The following is a 14,652-nucleotide window of genomic DNA, read 5'->3' on the forward strand; positions in this document are numbered from 1 at the left end:
GTCACTATCATGTCACCCCGGCGCTGCTGGGTGGATCTCAAATGAGCGATAGTGACTCACACGCGACAGGCAGTCCGTATGCACCGCAGACGGCTACAGAGACCGCGGCGATGCTTGATGCAGTTGGGGTCGATGACATCGACTCGCTGTTCGATGTCCCCGAGTCCGTCGCCTTCGACGGCGCGTTCGGTATCGACGCCCGGAGCGAGCGCGCGACACGTCGGGAAGTCGCTAGCCTCCTGGGGCGCAACGCCGACCTCACCGAGTTCCTCGGCCGCGGCCACTACGACCACTACGTGCCGAGCGTCGTCGACGACCTCGCCAGCCGCTCGGAGTTCCTGACCTCCTACACACAGTACCAACCGGAGGTCGCACAGGGCTTCCTCCAGGCCCTCTTCGAGTTCCAGTCGATGCTGGTCGAACTGACGGGACTGGACGTTGCCAACTGCTCGATGTACGACGACGCGACGGCGCTGGGCGAGGCGGCGACACTCTCCCAGCGGGTCCGCTCGGTCTCGGGCAACCGGATTCTGGTTCCGGAACACCTCCGGGACGGCAAACGCGCCGTGCTGGCGAACTACGCCGACGGACCGGACCTCACGGTCGAGTCGTATCCCATGACCGACGGCGTCGCCGACGTGGCGGCGCTCTCTGAACAGGTAGACGAGGGCACCGCGATGGTGTACGCCGAGACACCGACGGTTCGGGGCGTTATCGAGGAACGGCTCGGCGCTCTCGGCGACCTCGCACACGACCACGATGCGCTGTTCTGTCTCGGCTCGGACCCGATTGCGCTGTCCCTGCTAGAACGGCCGGCTGATGTTGGAGCCGATGTGGTCGTCGGCGACGCCGCGTCGCTTGGGACCGGTACCGCCTACGGCTTCGGACTGGGCATGTTCGTCACCCGCGAGGAGTATCTCCGGCAGGTCCCCGGCCGTCTTGTAGGGGCCAGCGAAGACGCCGCCGGCCGCCGCGCGTACACGCTGACGCTACAGACCCGGGAACAGCACATCCGCAAGGAGCGGGCCACCTCGAACATCTGTACGAATCAGGCGTGGGTCGCGCTCCGGACTGCGATGCACGCTGCCTGGCTCGGCCCGGACGGACTAGTCGACCTCGCCGAAGACTGCGTGACCCGCGCCCGCGACCTGGCCGAGCGCCTCGACGACATCACCGGGGTGAAAGCACCGATTCACGGCCGCCACCACTTCCGGGAGTTCCTCGCCCGCACGGACCAGCCGGCAAGCGCCATCGTCACCGACCTCGCGAGCGAGGGCTTCGCGGTCCACGCCGTCGACGACCATCTGGTGCAGGTGTGTGCGACCGAGACAACCGCCGAGGCCGAAGACGAGTTCGTCGCGGCGTTCCGGGAGGTGGCGAAATGACATTCGCCGAACGCAGTGCGGCGAAACACCGTGGGACAAACCGCGTCCCACGAGCTTCACGCGCGACACGGGGGTGTCTCTTCGCCTCGTGCTACTCGGCGAAACACCGTGGGACAAACCGCGTCCCACGAGCTTCACGCTCGACACGGAGGTGTCTCGCGTGAACTACGACCAGGCCCGCTGGACTGACGACAGCGACGACCTGTACGAACCGCTGCTCTCTGAGAAAGCGAGCAGAACCGTCGAAGTCGAGGACTCGCCGCTGCCCGATGATCTGACGCGGGACTCGCTTTCCCTGCCGGACCCGGCCGAGCCCGAACTGGCACGCCACTACACGCGCCTCTCCCAGATGAACTACGGCGTCGAGAGCGGGCCGTTCCCGCTTGGCTCGTGTACGATGAAGTACAACCCCTCGTTTACCGAGGACGTGGCCGCGCGGGCGGACGCCGCCATCCACCCGGACCGGCCCGATTCCACAGTCCAGGGGACGCTGGCGCTGTGTCACCGCCTGCAGGACTACCTGGGCCGCATCGGCGGCATGGACGCGGTGACCCTGCAGCCGCCGGCCGGCGCAGCCGGCGAGTTCACCGGGATCCAGATCGCGAAGGCCTACCACGAACACAACGACGACGAGCGCTCGGAAGTCGTCATCCCGGACTCAGCCCACGGCACGAACTTCGCGACGGCGGCGATGGCCGGCTACGAGGTCGTGGAACTGCCAAGCGGCGACGACGGCCGGGTCGACATCGAGGCGCTGGAGGCCGCCGTCGGCGACGACACCGCCGCGCTGATGCTCACGAACCCCAACACGCTGGGGCTGTTCGAGCGCGATATCGAGCATATCGCCGACATCGTCCACGACGCCGGCGGTCTGCTGTACTACGACGGCGCGAACCTCAACGCCCTGCTCGGGCGCGCTCGCCCCGGCGACATGGGCTTCGACGTGATGCACTACAACGTCCACAAGACGTTCGCGACGCCCCACGGCGGCGGTGGCCCCGGGGCCGGCCCGGTCGGCGTCCGCGAGGAACTGGCCCAGTTCCTGCCGAACCCACACGTCAGGGAATCCGGTGGCAACTACGAACACTACGAGCCCGAAAAATCGATCGGGAAGGTGCATGGCTTCTACGGCAACTGGCCGGTGCTGGTCAAGACCTTCGCGTACATCGCCCGGCTGGGCGACGAGGGCCTCAGCGACGCCAGCGCGAAGGCCGTGCTGAACGCCAACTACCTCGCCGAGCAGATCGAGTACGAGGTGCCCTTCGGCCCGTTCCACCACGAGTTCGTCGCCAGCGCAGGCGAGCAGGACGCCGCCGACGCGGCCAAGCGGATGCTCGACTACGGCGTCCACCCGCCGACGACGAAGTGGCCCGAAATCGTCGACGAGGCGCTGATGACCGAGCCCACGGAGGGCGAGACCAAGCGCTCGCTGGACCAGCTCGCGGCCGCGTTCAACGCCGTGGCCGCTGATTCCGACGCCGAACTGGCCGAGGCCCCGTCTCGTCCGGCAGCGAAACGCATCGATCAGGTGACTGCGGCCCGGACCCCGCAGCTCTCCTGGCAGGCGCTTGACGACACGTAGCCGCGCGTTTCGACATTTGATACTCCCGCCCGAGCGTATATGACACCCCACTGTGTAGGGACCACAATATCACGCTATGTCCGATACGCCGAGCCTGTTGTATGTTGGCCCTGCCGACGAGGGGACGGACACAGCTACACTTGCGGCGTCGTTTGCTGTCACGCGAGTGGACACCGGAGCCGACGCGCTGTCGGCACTGGCCGACGGTGCTTTCGACGGTGTCGTTTGCGAACACGTCTTGCCGGGCGATCAGCGCGGCCTCGACGTGGTCGCGTCGATACGCGAGCAGTACCCGACGCTCCCGGTCGTCCTCACCACTGCTGAGCCTGATGGAGTGGTCGCTGCCCGCGCGACACGACTGAACGTGACCGAGTACGTTCCCCGGAGCGAGGCCACGCTGGGCGACCGACTCTACGACGTTCTACACCGGGGCGAGAGCCCTCCTGAGACAACGCCGACGGCTGCTGTGCCGTCGCCTGCCGGGGCAACCTTGCCCCCGGAACTCACGGACTCGTTCGACGCTATCGCCGGCAGCATCTCCGACGCCGTCGTCACCATTAACGCCGACAGCGAGGTGGTCTACGCCAACGAGGCGCTGGCCGACCTGACGGGCTACGACCGGACGACCCTGGTCGGCGACGACTTCGTGACGCTCATCCCCGAACACCTGCGCAGCGCCCACTGCGAGGGACTGAACCGCTACCTGCGGACCGGCGACCGGAACGTCGACTGGGACTACCTCGAACTCCCGCTGGTGACCGCGGCCGGCGAGGAACTGACCGTTGCCGTGTCCTTCGGCGACTTCGAGCGCGATGACCGGTGGTACTGTACGGGTGTGCTCCGGGACATTTCTGACCGGAAGGAACGCGAGCGGGCGCTCGAAGAGACGAACCAGCGGCTCGATCTCGTCCTCGACGGAACGAACACCGGCGTCTACGAGTGGAACCTCGGAACCGACGAGGTGACCCTGGACGAGTCGACCGCACAGTTGCTGGGCACGACGACGGCGTCGTTCGACGGCAACATCGACGCACTGGAGGCGCTCGTCCACCCGGACGACGTGGCCTCGCTCCACGCGGCGTTCGAGCGCGTTCGTGACGCCACAGACCAGTTCGAGACGGCGTTTCGAACCGTCGTAGACGGCGAGACGCGGTGGATTCTCACCAGCGGCGTCGTCGAGCAGCGGGACGCACAGGCCCCCCGGATAGTGGCTATCGCCACGGACATCACCGAGCGCAAGGAACGCGAGCAGGCGCTAGAGATCAACAACGACGCGCTCCGAGCGTTGACTGAACTCGCAACGGAGAGTGGGCTCTCAGAGTTCGAGACTATCGAGCGAGTGCTCGAAATCGGGCTGGAACGGCTTGACCTCTCGTTTGGCTACCTGAGCCGAATCGAGGACGGGGTCCACGAGATAGTGACGACGGCCGGCGAGGACTCCAAGCTGGAGCCGGGCCTGGAGACACCGCTCGAAGACACCTACTGTCAGACGGTCATGGAAACCGGCGAACTCCTGGCTATCGCTGATGCTGAAGACGAGGGCTGGCGCGATCTCTCCCGGCAAAGCGGCGTCGCCTGCTACGTCGGCGGGCGCATCACCGTCGACGGCGAGCCTTACGGGACGCTGTGTTTCGGTGCCGAGACGCCGCGGCAAACATCCTACTCGGAGAACGAGACGGCGTTCATCAAACTGCTCGTCGAGTGGGTGACCCAGGAACTGGAGCGCCGCCACCGCGCCGACGAACTCGAACGCTACGAGAACATCATCGAGGCCGTCGACGACGGCGTGTACGCGCTTGATTCCGAGGGCTACTTCGAGTTCGTAAACGATGCGATGACCGACCTCACGGGCTACTCCGAGCGGGAACTGCTCGGGTCCTACACCGGCTTCATCAAGGACGACGCCGTCGTGGAGCGGGCCGAATCCATCGTCCAGGAGATGATATTCGAGGACCGCGACGACGAGGAGTCGTTCGAACTCGAAATCCAGCAGGCGTCAGGCGACTCGTTCCCCGCCGAGGACCACATGACGCTGCTGTACGACGATGACGGGCAGTTCGAGGGCACTGCGGGCGTCATTCGGGACATCACGGAGCAGAAGAAGCGCGACGAAGCCCTCTCCGGCCTGCTCGGCACCACCCGGTCGCTCATGCAGGCTCACACGCCCGAAGCGGTCGCCGAGACGGTCGTCGCGGCCACGAGAGCGGACCTCGGCTTCGACCACTCGCTGGTGCGCCTGTACGACGCGGACTCGGACACGCTTCGGCCGGTCGCCGCCAGCGATAAAGTACCGGAACGACCGGTGTACGACGCCGACGAGGGATTCCCCGGGACGGCGTTCCAGCGTGGCGACCCACTTGTCGTCGACGAGTTCGAGCGGGTCGACAACTACGACACCGACGCCATCGCGGCGACGATGTACCTCCCGCTGGGCGATCACGGAGTCGTGAGTATCGGTGCGAGACCGGGACAGGAGTTCACGGATTCGGACGTTTCCGTCGGGGAGATCCTCGCGTCCAACGCGGCCACCGCGTTCGACCGCGTCGAGCGCGAGCGGAGCCTACTACGATACGAATCGGTAGTCGAGAACGTCCGCGATATGGTGTACGTCCTCGACGACGAGGGCCGGGTCCAACTGGTCACCGAGCCGCTGGCAGAGTGGCTCGGGTACGAGCAGTCGTCGCTACTGGGTCGCCGCCCACATGCCGTGCTCGACCAGGACGATATTGACGAGTTCAACCGTCGTATCCGCGACATTTGCCAGCAGGGTGGATCCGGATCAGTCAAGCTCGAAACGACGCTTGAAACGGCCGCCGGGGAGCGACGGCCGGCCGAAATCGAGGTGTCGCTGCTCGATTCGGACCAGTTCCGTGGCACCGTCGGCGTCGTCCGGGACCTGACCGAACTCAAGCAGGCGCGGGCAGAGCTAGAGGACGAGCGCGACCGCTTCTCGTACCTGTTCAACACGCTGCCCGATGCCGTCATCGAGACGGAGACGGTCGCGGACGAATCGGTCGTTAGATCCGTCAACCCCGCCTTCTCGGAGGTGTTCGGCTACAGCGAGGACACGGCGGTAGACCAGCCACTCTCCGAACTGCTCCGACTGCCGGACACCACGCACGATGAACTGCCCCGGTTTGACGACCAACAGGCGAACGGCGACCCCTTCCAGACCGAACTCCGACTGATGACCGAGACGGGGTTTCGTGACTTCCTCTTCCGGGGCGTGCCGTACAGCCGGGACGGTGACAGTGTCCGTGGGTTCGGGATCTACACTGACATCACCGAGCAGCGGGAACGGGAGCGCCGCCTGAAGCTGCTCAACCGCGTTCTCCGGCACAATCTGCGGAACGACCTGACAGTTATCCTCGGGATGGCTGACGCGCTGGCGGAGCGCATCGACGACCCGGACCTCACCGCTATTCTCGACAGGCTCCAGCGGAAGGCCGAGGAGGTGGCATCGCTGAGCGAGCGCGCACGCGACATGGAGCGATCCGTTCGCCGCGACCAGTTCGGCACGGACCCGATAGACGTACCCGACGCCGTCTCGGACCTCGTGGCCACGTATCGCGACGAACACGCCGCCCAGATAGAGACTGACCTCCCGGAGTCGTCGGTCACAGCGGGCGACGGCAGACTCCATCGGATTCTCGGCGAACTCCTCGAAAACAGCCTCGAACACGCTGGCGAGCACCCGTCGGTTCGGATCGCAGTCCAGGTCGACAGGCGAACTGTCTCGGTGACCGTTACCGACGACGGCCCGGGGATTCCACAGCACGAACTCGCTGTCGTGACCGGCGACGAACCGATCACGCAACTGCATCACGGCACCGGGCTCGGCCTGTGGCTAGTCGTCTGGGTGACTGAGTCCTACGGCGGCACCGTCGAGTTCACTGACGGTCCGAACGGCGGGGCAGTCGTCACGCTGGAACTGCCGCGGGTCGATACCTAGATCGCGTCGCGGATCCGGTCGGCGAGTTTGCCGTACTGGTCCGTGCCAGTCCCTTTCTGGACTACGGCAGTCACGCCGTGTTCCGCCGCGGCGTCCGCGACATCGTCGTGTTCGCGGGCTGTAAACAGCAGGAACGGAATGTCGATGTCGTTGTCCCTGAGCGCGGCACACAGCTCCATCCCGTCCAGCCGGGGCATTTTGTAATCACTGACGACGGCGTCGAAATCGCCGTCTATCGCCAGGTCCAGGGCCGTCTCGGGGTCGGCCTCCGTCGTGATCTCGAACCCGTCTTCCTGTCCCAGAAACGTGCCGACGATATCCAGGACATCTACGTCCTCGTCAACCAGTAGGACCTCGATACTCATCGGTTCTATGTCCGTGATTCCCCGATAAAAACTCTCGGTCACCGCATCGTCTCTAGATCGATGACGACCGCCCTGTCGACGGTGATCCACGTCGACAGCTTGGCGACGCCGGAGAGCCCCCGGGGCGACACGGTACAGCGGTCCGGTTCGTCGGTGTACTCCACGACGGTCATCGATAGCTCGTGGGAGTCCGGTGGTCGCTCGGCGGTCGCGTTCCCCGCACCGTTCGGATCGAGGCTCATCGGTACCAGATACCTCTCCGGGCCAGTTTAAAACGGCTGCTAAGAGGTCTCTATACCGCTCCGGAGAGTTATGCCGCCTGTCCGGTGTCGACTTCGCCGTTGATGCGGACGAACCCGTAGTCACACTCCGGGCAGTGCCATTTGACCTTGGTCCCCAGGTGCATCTTCGTGCTCGCGACCTTCCAGAAATCGCGGTACTCTTCGCATTCGGGACAGTAGTGTTCGAATTCGAGGGCCATATCGCGTTGTTTCCGCGGGGGTACAGTTGAATTTCCCGGTTCCGGCCGGGCGTCGAAGCAGGCAAACCGCTCTGGTCCCTACGCTCCGATATGACACAGCGTGCGTACGAGCCGGCCCGTCCGACCGACTTCGCCGTCGACGCCGAGGCGCTGCCGCCGTCGGCGACCGAGACAGCGACGTTCGGCATGGGCTGTTTCTGGGGGCCGGACGCCCGTTTTGGCGCGATGCCGGGCGTAGTCAGGACGCGGGTCGGCTACGCCGGCGGCACCGAACCGGACCCGAGCTACTACTCGCTGGGCGACCACACCGAGGTCGTGCAGATCGAGTACGACCCCGACGCGGTGAGCTACGCGGACCTGCTGGCGGTGTTCTGGGCGAACCACAATCCGATGTCGGCCCCGCGAAAGCGCCAGTACCGCGGCGTCGTGTTGGTCCACGACGACCAGCAGCGCGAGGTCGCCGAGCGGACGCGTGCGGATCTCGAATCGCGGACGGGCCAGTCCGTCGAGACGGCTATTGAAGCTCTCGACCGGTTCTACCTGGCGGAGGATTACCATCAAAAATATGAACTCCGCTCGACGCCGGTCGTTGCTGACGAACTTGAAGACAGCTACGGCGACGCGTTCGTCGATTCGACGGTCGCCGCCCGGCTCAACGGCTTCGTCGCCGGCCACGGGGACAGGGACCAGCTCGAGGCGCTATTCGCCCGGTTGGATCTCCCGCCGGCCGCACTCTCGGAGGTCCGCCGCCGGCTCTGAGATGGGGCTGCCGATGGCGATGGTCGCCCGGTGTGCGGGTTGAAACGTAAGGGTATCCCTCGACTGCCATCGAACGGACTCATCGGACGCTTGCCGGGCGCTTTCACCGTGGCTCCGAGCGGCGTACCGCCTCTCGCAGCGCCGTTCGGGGCGTGACGCCGAACGCGGCGACGATGCCACCGCAACAGAGTATGACGAGCCAGTAGGTACAGAGCCGATAGAGGAGGGTAATCCCCGCGGCGAGGGTCGGTTCGATCCCAGTGACGGCGACAAGTAGCCCGGTCAGCACGAGTTCGACACTTCCCAGTCCGCCCGGGACGGGGACGAACGACGCGAAACCGGCCGTCGGGACGACGAAGAACGCGACAGCGACGGGGAGGGACACACCCAGTGCCGCCGCGCTCGTCACCAGCGGGAGACTGAAGGCGACCCACCCCACGAGAGACCACACGAACCCAAGCAGGACTCGATTGCGGTCACTCGCCACGGCGGCAATCGTGTCGTAGAACGTGTCGACCTCGGCCGTAATCACTTCGGGCCGAACCAGCCGTCGCACCCGCCGAGAGATGCGACCCGCCGTCATCTGGACGAGATAGGCGATCACTAGCACCGACCGGCTGACGATACGTCGGCGATACCAGACCGTGACCGAAAGTACCAGCGCCCCAACGGCGACAACCGCGAGAACGCTTCCGAACGACCGGATCCCCGGCGTCTCGGGAAGCGTGACTGCGACGTATCCGAGCCCGAGGCCAGCGAGACAGAGCGAGGCGAGCAGCGACTGCAGTTCGGCGACCGACACCGGCGTGAGATTCTCGATGTAGGGGCGGTCCAGTTCCGTCCCGACGCCGTAGGCGACGATGGCCGTTCCGACGGCGTGTCCCATCGGCAAGACCTGCTTCGAGAACAGCCCCAGGGAGAACACGACGAAGTTCCGCCACGGCGACAGCGTCGCCCCGGACGCCGCAAGCAGGTGTCGTTGGGACTCGCTCCATGCGGCCATCCCGATAGCGGTCACCACGACGCCGACAGCGAACAGCGGCAGGTCCGTTTCGCGGAGGTACATCCCGAGCCGAGGGAGATCGAGCACCCAGAGGAACCCTGCCAGGAGCACACCCGCCAGCAGAACCGAGAGCAGTAGTCGCCGTCGTCGGAGAGCCATTCGCCTCAATCGGCGTCCGGCAGCGAGTAAAACCTGGCTACCGCCGCCGGCTCTGCCCTGTCAGTGTGCCGCGGGCGCGCTCCCATACGATTCGCCCACGCTTATAAGACGCTGGCAGTGCCAGTTTCGCCCATGACCATCTACACCGGTCGCGGCGACCAGGGCCAGACGGACCTCCGTAACATGGAGCGGGTGTCGAAAGACAGCCGCCGCATCGAGGCCTACGGCACCGTCGACGAGGTGAACGCGCTGGTCGGCGTTGTCAGGCCGACCGGCCACGACGACATCGACGAGAAGCTCCGGGTCATTCAGAACCATCTCCACATCGTCCAAGCCGACTTCGCCAACCCCAGCCCAGAGGAGGACGACCCGCGGATACAGGAGTCCCACGTCGAATCGCTGGAGGACCTCATCGACGAGGCCGACGCGGAACTGGACCCGCTGGAGTCGTTCATTCTCCCCTCCGGATCGGAACCCGGGGCGAAGCTCCACCACGCCCGCGCCGTCTGTCGGCGCGCGGAGCGCCGCTGTGTCTCCTTTGCCGCCGAGGAAGCCGGCGTCAACGAGACGGCAATCATCTATCTGAACCGGCTTTCGGACGCCCTGTTCACGCTCGCCCGCCTCGTCAACAAGCGCGAGGGCATCCGCGAGGAAAATCCCGACTACTGACGTTCCGGGCGCTTTCGGCTCGACGGCCACTGTGGAGAGTCGATGCTGTGCTGGCGACGGCGGTTCGCAATAGCAAAGTGACCGGCCCGGAAGGGTGAGGTATGAAAGCAACCGCGAAGGCCCACCCGATTCAGGGGTTGGTCAAGTACCACGGGATGCGCGACGAGGAACTGCGACTGCCGTACCACGACAGCATTTCCGTCTGTACCGCGCCGAGCCACTCGAAGACGACGGCCGCCTTCGACCCGGACCGCGAGGAGGACGTGTACGTCATCGACGGCGAGGAAGTCACCGGCCGCGGGGCCGAGCGCATCGACGCCGTCGTCGAGCACGTCCGCGACCTCGCCGGCATCGACCACGGCGTCCGCTTCGAATCCGCGAACAACTTCCCGACGAACATCGGCTTTGGCTCCTCCTCGTCTGGCTTCGCCGCAGCGGCGATGGCGCTGGTCGAGGCAGCCGGGCTCGACATGACCCGGCCCGAAATCTCGACCGTCGCGCGCCGCGGTTCCTCCTCTGCGGCCCGCGCCGTCACTGGGGCGTTCTCCCACCTTCGAACCGGGATGAACGACAAAGACTGCCGGAGCGAGCGCATCGAGACGGACCTCGAAGACGACCTGCGAATCGTCGCCGGCATGGTCCCATCCTACAAGGAAACCGAGGAAGCCCACAAGGAGGCCGCACAGAGCCACATGTTCGAGTCGCGGATGGCCCACATCCACGGCCAGATCTCGGACATGCGGGACGCGCTGTACGACGGTGACTTCGACGCCGTCTTCGACCTCGCCGAGAAAGACTCGCTCTCGCTGGCCGCGGCGACGATGACCGGCCCCGCGGGCTGGGTGTACTGGCAGCCACGCACCATCGAGATCTTCAACGCCGTCCGAGAGCTCCGGAACGCCGAGGACGTGCCGGTGTACTTCTCCGTCGACACCGGCGCGAGCGTCTACATCAACACGACCGCGCAGTACGTCGACCGCGTCGAGGAGACGGTCGCCGAGTGCGGCGTCGACACCCGCGTCTGGGATGTCGGCGGACCCGCCCAGATTCTCGACGAGGCCAAGGCGCTGTTCTGAACCGATACCGAAGTCGAGTCGCCGCTCCCGAGCACAGGGTTAACCGGCCGCCGTCCTAACCGGAGGACACAATGCGCGTCGCCGTTCTCGGAGCCGGATACGCCGGGCTCACGCTCGCCAGAAAGCTCGAACAGACCCTCCCCGACAGCGCCTCGCTAGTCGTCGTCAACGAGGGGGCCGACCACCTCGTCCAGCACGAACTCCATCGGGTCGTCCGCCGGCCGTCACTGGCCGATGAAATCACCGTCGACCTCGACGCCGTCCTCGACTGCGAGATCCGACAGGCGACGGTCACGGATGTCGATCCCGACGAGGGGACGGCGACACTGGATGGCTCCGAAACGCTGTCCTACGACGTTGGTGCGGTGTGTCTGGGCGCGCGGACGGCGTTCTACGACCTTCCGGGCGTGCGCGAGCACGCAACGCCGCTGAAGCGCCTCGACGACGCCAGCGAAATCCGCGAGCGGTTCCTCGAACTGGGCGACGGCAACCGCGTGGTCGTCGGCGGCGCAGGCCTCTCTGGTGTGCAGGTGGCCGGCGAACTGGCCGAGATGTGCGACGACAGCGACATCGAGGTCCTCTTGCTCGAACAGGCGGACGCCGTCGCGCCGTCGTTCCCGCCGTCGTTCCAGTCGGCCGTCCACGACGCGCTGGTCGATGTCGGCGTGACCGTCAGGACCGGAACGGGCGTGGCCGGGGCCGACGCCGATGCCATTGTGCTTGAGGACGGCTCGGACCTGGCGATGGACCAGTTCGTCTGGACCGGCGGCATCCAGGGATCACCGGCGCTGGACGACGACCGGCCCATCGTTCGGGCGGACCTCCGACTCGGCGAGTCGACGTTCGCCGTCGGGGACGCCGCCCGAGTCGTCGACAGCGACGGCGAGGCCGTGCCGGCCAGCGCGTCGGCGGCCATCCGTGAGGCCCGTGTCGCCGCCGACAACATCGCGTCGCTCGTCGAGCATCGGCAGGGTGGCTCCGGCCAGTTCCAACCCCGGCTCACCCAGTACCAGTTCGACGTGCCGGGGTGGCTCGTCTCGGTCGGAGACGATGCTGTGGCGAAAGTCGGCCCTTCAATCCTCACCGGGCGGGCCGCACTGGCGCTCAAGACGACCGTCGGCGCGGGCTATCTGGGAACGGTGGGGGCCGTCGAAAACGCGGTCGACCTCGTCAGGGAGGAGCTGGACCTCGACGCGGAGCCGGAAGGAGAGTAGAGCTACCGGAAAATAGTACAGCGTCGCGTCAGTCGTCGCCGTCTTCGGTCGCGTTCACGAGCACGTCGTCCGGTTCGATCCAGATGACGAACTCGTCTTCGTCGTCGCGGTCGACGACGCCGTTGATGTACTCGCCGTCGACGGGCGCGGTATTCACTTCGGATTCGGCGACGGGGACGACCTGGCGGACCTCGTCGACGATCCAGCCCATCGCGCCCTGTTCCTCGAACACGTCGGCGTCGAAGACGACGATGAGGTTCTGCGTGCCCTCGCTGTCGATGTCCATCATCGCCTTGGGGTTGAGGATCGTCGTGATCTGGCCCCGCAGGTCGACGACGCCCTCGACGTAGTCGTCGGTGTTTGGAACGCGGGTGACCGTCTCGCGTTTGACGATCTCCTCGACGTAGTCGATGTCGAGACAGTAGTACTCGTCGCCGAGCGCGAATTCGAGCACCCGGACCAGTTCCTCAGTCTGGGTCGACTCGTCGTCCATCGCCGTGGCGCGAGCGCCGCCCTCGGTGGTGGTGGCGTCGCTGGACGCCATCGCCTCCTCGATGAGATCCTGGTCGGGCAGTTCGACGCCAGTCGGCCCCTGCATCGGGTTGGCAGACGCCGAAAGGTCGTCCGTCGGCTGGTCGGCAGCGCCGGCGTCGGTGCCGCCGGTTGCGACCTGTTCGGAGGCCTCGGCTGCTCGCTGTGCGGCGGCGAGTGCGTCGGTGTCGTCCTGATCTGGGGCTGAATCGTCGGCGGCAGCTTCGCCTTGATCGACGGCTGTGCCGTCAGAGCCAGCATCGCTGTCGTTGCCTTCAGCGGCCGGCACATCTGCGGGGGTGTCGTCGCTGTCCGCATCGGTGGCTGTCTCGTCGCTGTCAGTGTCGGCTGCCTCAGTAGCAGTGTCTTCCGTCGTTCCGTCTTCGGCTCCGCTCTCGTCCTCGGGTTGCTCACCGGAGCCATCCGTCGAGGTGTCGTCGGTACTTTCGGCCTTGTTCCCCTCGCGCATCTGTCGGATGCGTTCCGCCCTGTCCATGCGTTCGTCGTCACTCATGCTGGTACCTCTGTGTCGGTAAAGCCGAACTGCTCGTCGAGTTCCGCGGCGATGTCCTCGAAAACGGCCGCCATGTCACACGATTCCTCGGTCGCGAAGATAGACTGGCCGGCGCTGAACGCGCGCTGAAGGGCCACCCGCTTGCGGACCTCCCAGACGGGGCTGTCCGGGAACGCCATGTTGAACCATTCGAGCATCGTCTCGTCTTCGGAGGTGGTCTCGACGCGGTTGGCGACGACGCCGAGCGTGTTGATCGACGCGTCGGTCTGGCGCTCCATCGCGGCCATCTGGTCCATCAGGAGTTCGATGGCCCGCTCGGAGGTGGCTTCGGTCAGTGCGGGAATGAGGACGTTCTGTGCGGCGTACATGCCGGTATCGGTCAGTTTCCCGTAGAACGGCGGGCAGTCGATGATGACGTAGTCGTAGTCGGTCTCAAGCGTCGCCAGCGCCCGGTCGAGCGTGTCGAGCGCGTGCGACCCAGTGACCATCTCCGGCGTGATATTGATGGCGAACGAAGCCAGCGCGGCCTGATCGATGGTCCCACCCTGGGTGTTGACCCGGGCGATGAGGTCCGCGATAGTCAGTTCGTGTTCGGCCTGGAGCATGTCGATGCTGGAGGGGATCACGTCCATCTCCTCGCCCTCGCAGATGAGGTCGCCCAGGGCCGATGGGTCGCCGGTCAGTGCGTCGAACAGCGTCGGCGGGTCGGCGTCGTACTCATCAACCAATCCGACGCCCTCGGTGGCGTTACCTTGGGGATCGAGGTCGATAAAGAGGACATCCCGGCCGCGGTCGTTCAGTGCACCGGCTACGTTGATAGCAACTGTCGTCTTTCCGGTCCCGCCTTTCGCGTTGGTCACGCAGAAGCGCGCTGGACCGGTTCCTGATTGCCGGTTCATCGTCGAAGTACCCACAGGTCGACCCCGAGTCACTATAAAAATGTGGTCCCGATTATCAACGTC

General features: G+C 65.8%; 13 protein-coding genes. 7 read left to right on the forward strand and 6 right to left on the reverse strand.

The window, feature by feature from the left end; genetic code table 11:
- The first annotated feature begins 41 nt into the window (after window positions 1–41).
- The 3 genes from gcvPA (at window position 42) to NDI54_RS06615 (ending at window position 6,919) form a co-directional block, all read left to right on the forward strand.
- Window positions 42–1,385, forward strand: coding sequence for an aminomethyl-transferring glycine dehydrogenase subunit GcvPA (gcvPA, locus tag NDI54_RS06605; RefSeq protein ID WP_310895666.1), 1,344 nt, complete (start codon window positions 42–44; stop codon window positions 1,383–1,385).
- A gap of 160 nt (window positions 1,386–1,545) precedes the next feature.
- Window positions 1,546–2,967, forward strand: a complete 1,422-nt coding sequence (gene gcvPB, locus NDI54_RS06610; protein WP_310895667.1) for an aminomethyl-transferring glycine dehydrogenase subunit GcvPB — start codon at window positions 1,546–1,548, stop codon at window positions 2,965–2,967.
- A 76-nt stretch (window positions 2,968–3,043) separates the two neighbouring features.
- Window positions 3,044–6,919 (forward strand): PAS domain S-box protein, encoded by a 3,876-nt coding sequence (locus NDI54_RS06615; protein ID WP_310895668.1) that lies wholly within the window; start codon window positions 3,044–3,046, stop codon window positions 6,917–6,919.
- Here the strand turns inward: NDI54_RS06615 and NDI54_RS06620 are convergent.
- The 3 genes from NDI54_RS06620 to NDI54_RS06630 all read right to left on the reverse strand — a co-directional run bounded on the left by NDI54_RS06620 (window position 6,916) and on the right by NDI54_RS06630 (window position 7,765).
- Window positions 6,916–7,284, reverse strand: a complete 369-nt coding sequence (locus tag NDI54_RS06620; protein WP_310895669.1) for a response regulator — start codon at window positions 7,282–7,284, stop codon at window positions 6,916–6,918. The two genes, NDI54_RS06615 and NDI54_RS06620, sit on opposite strands and share 4 nt — an antisense overlap.
- 38 nt (window positions 7,285–7,322) lie before the next feature.
- Window positions 7,323–7,526 carry a DUF7511 domain-containing protein gene (locus NDI54_RS06625; RefSeq protein ID WP_310895670.1) on the reverse strand — a complete coding sequence of 68 codons (204 nt, stop codon included), beginning with the start codon at window positions 7,524–7,526 and terminating at the stop codon, window positions 7,323–7,325.
- 68 nt (window positions 7,527–7,594) lie between these two features.
- Window positions 7,595–7,765: a DUF7838 family putative zinc beta-ribbon protein gene (locus NDI54_RS06630; RefSeq protein ID WP_310895671.1), complete on the reverse strand. Its 171-nt coding sequence runs from the start codon at window positions 7,763–7,765 to the stop codon at window positions 7,595–7,597.
- A gap of 90 nt (window positions 7,766–7,855) precedes the next feature.
- Between NDI54_RS06630 and msrA the strand changes: the two genes are divergently transcribed.
- The gene (msrA, locus tag NDI54_RS06635; RefSeq protein ID WP_310895672.1) at window positions 7,856–8,524 is read left to right on the forward strand and encodes a peptide-methionine (S)-S-oxide reductase MsrA; all 669 of its coding nucleotides are present in this window, start codon (window positions 7,856–7,858) and stop codon (window positions 8,522–8,524) included.
- A 103-nt stretch (window positions 8,525–8,627) separates the two neighbouring features.
- Here msrA and NDI54_RS06640 read toward each other — a convergent pair whose 3' ends face one another.
- Window positions 8,628–9,686, reverse strand: coding sequence for a lysylphosphatidylglycerol synthase transmembrane domain-containing protein (locus tag NDI54_RS06640; protein ID WP_310895673.1), 1,059 nt, complete (start codon window positions 9,684–9,686; stop codon window positions 8,628–8,630).
- A gap of 132 nt (window positions 9,687–9,818) precedes the next feature.
- Between NDI54_RS06640 and NDI54_RS06645 the strand changes: the two genes are divergently transcribed.
- The 3 genes from NDI54_RS06645 (at window position 9,819) to NDI54_RS06655 (ending at window position 12,645) form a co-directional block, all read left to right on the forward strand.
- Entirely contained in the window at window positions 9,819–10,355 is a 537-nt protein-coding gene (locus NDI54_RS06645; RefSeq protein WP_310895674.1) for a cob(I)yrinic acid a,c-diamide adenosyltransferase, read from the forward strand.
- 101 nt (window positions 10,356–10,456) lie between these two features.
- Window positions 10,457–11,431 (forward strand): phosphomevalonate decarboxylase MvaD, encoded by a 975-nt coding sequence (gene mvaD, locus NDI54_RS06650; protein ID WP_310895675.1) that lies wholly within the window; start codon window positions 10,457–10,459, stop codon window positions 11,429–11,431.
- A gap of 71 nt (window positions 11,432–11,502) precedes the next feature.
- Window positions 11,503–12,645 (forward strand): NAD(P)/FAD-dependent oxidoreductase, encoded by a 1,143-nt coding sequence (locus NDI54_RS06655; protein ID WP_310895676.1) that lies wholly within the window; start codon window positions 11,503–11,505, stop codon window positions 12,643–12,645.
- A gap of 28 nt (window positions 12,646–12,673) precedes the next feature.
- Here NDI54_RS06655 and NDI54_RS06660 read toward each other — a convergent pair whose 3' ends face one another.
- Both NDI54_RS06660 and NDI54_RS06665 read right to left on the reverse strand, forming a co-directional pair.
- Window positions 12,674–13,690 (reverse strand): chemotaxis protein CheW, encoded by a 1,017-nt coding sequence (locus NDI54_RS06660; RefSeq protein WP_310895677.1) that lies wholly within the window; start codon window positions 13,688–13,690, stop codon window positions 12,674–12,676.
- On the reverse strand, window positions 13,687–14,589 hold the full coding sequence (locus NDI54_RS06665; protein WP_310895678.1) for a ParA family protein: 903 nt from the start codon (window positions 14,587–14,589) through the stop codon (window positions 13,687–13,689). The genes NDI54_RS06660 and NDI54_RS06665 overlap by 4 nt, the downstream gene beginning before the upstream one ends.
- Window positions 14,590–14,652 lie beyond the last annotated feature (63 nt).

It is taken from the genome of Haloarcula terrestris, assembly GCF_031624315.1.
Taxonomy (GTDB): Archaea; Halobacteriota; Halobacteria; order Halobacteriales; family Haloarculaceae; genus Haloarcula; species Haloarcula terrestris.

Excerpts from the sequence above, each read along its gene's own strand:
- mvaD (WP_310895675.1), top strand. The coding sequence starts at position 10,457 with ATGAAAGCAACCGCGAAGGCCCACCCGATTCAGGGGTTGGTCAAGTAC.
- gcvPA (WP_310895666.1), top strand. The coding sequence starts at position 42 with ATGAGCGATAGTGACTCACACGCGACAGGCAGTCCGTATGCACCGCAG.
- NDI54_RS06645 (WP_310895674.1), top strand. The coding sequence starts at position 9,819 with ATGACCATCTACACCGGTCGCGGCGACCAGGGCCAGACGGACCTCCGT.
- NDI54_RS06615 (WP_310895668.1), top strand. The coding sequence starts at position 3,044 with ATGTCCGATACGCCGAGCCTGTTGTATGTTGGCCCTGCCGACGAGGGG.
- NDI54_RS06640 (WP_310895673.1), bottom strand. The coding sequence starts at position 9,686 with ATGGCTCTCCGACGACGGCGACTACTGCTCTCGGTTCTGCTGGCGGGT.
- NDI54_RS06665 (WP_310895678.1), bottom strand. The coding sequence starts at position 14,589 with ATGAACCGGCAATCAGGAACCGGTCCAGCGCGCTTCTGCGTGACCAAC.
- NDI54_RS06655 (WP_310895676.1), top strand. The coding sequence starts at position 11,503 with ATGCGCGTCGCCGTTCTCGGAGCCGGATACGCCGGGCTCACGCTCGCC.
- NDI54_RS06625 (WP_310895670.1), bottom strand. The coding sequence starts at position 7,526 with ATGAGCCTCGATCCGAACGGTGCGGGGAACGCGACCGCCGAGCGACCA.
- msrA (WP_310895672.1), top strand. The coding sequence starts at position 7,856 with ATGACACAGCGTGCGTACGAGCCGGCCCGTCCGACCGACTTCGCCGTC.
- NDI54_RS06630 (WP_310895671.1), bottom strand. The coding sequence starts at position 7,765 with ATGGCCCTCGAATTCGAACACTACTGTCCCGAATGCGAAGAGTACCGC.
- NDI54_RS06660 (WP_310895677.1), bottom strand. The coding sequence starts at position 13,690 with ATGAGTGACGACGAACGCATGGACAGGGCGGAACGCATCCGACAGATG.
- NDI54_RS06620 (WP_310895669.1), bottom strand. The coding sequence starts at position 7,284 with ATGAGTATCGAGGTCCTACTGGTTGACGAGGACGTAGATGTCCTGGAT.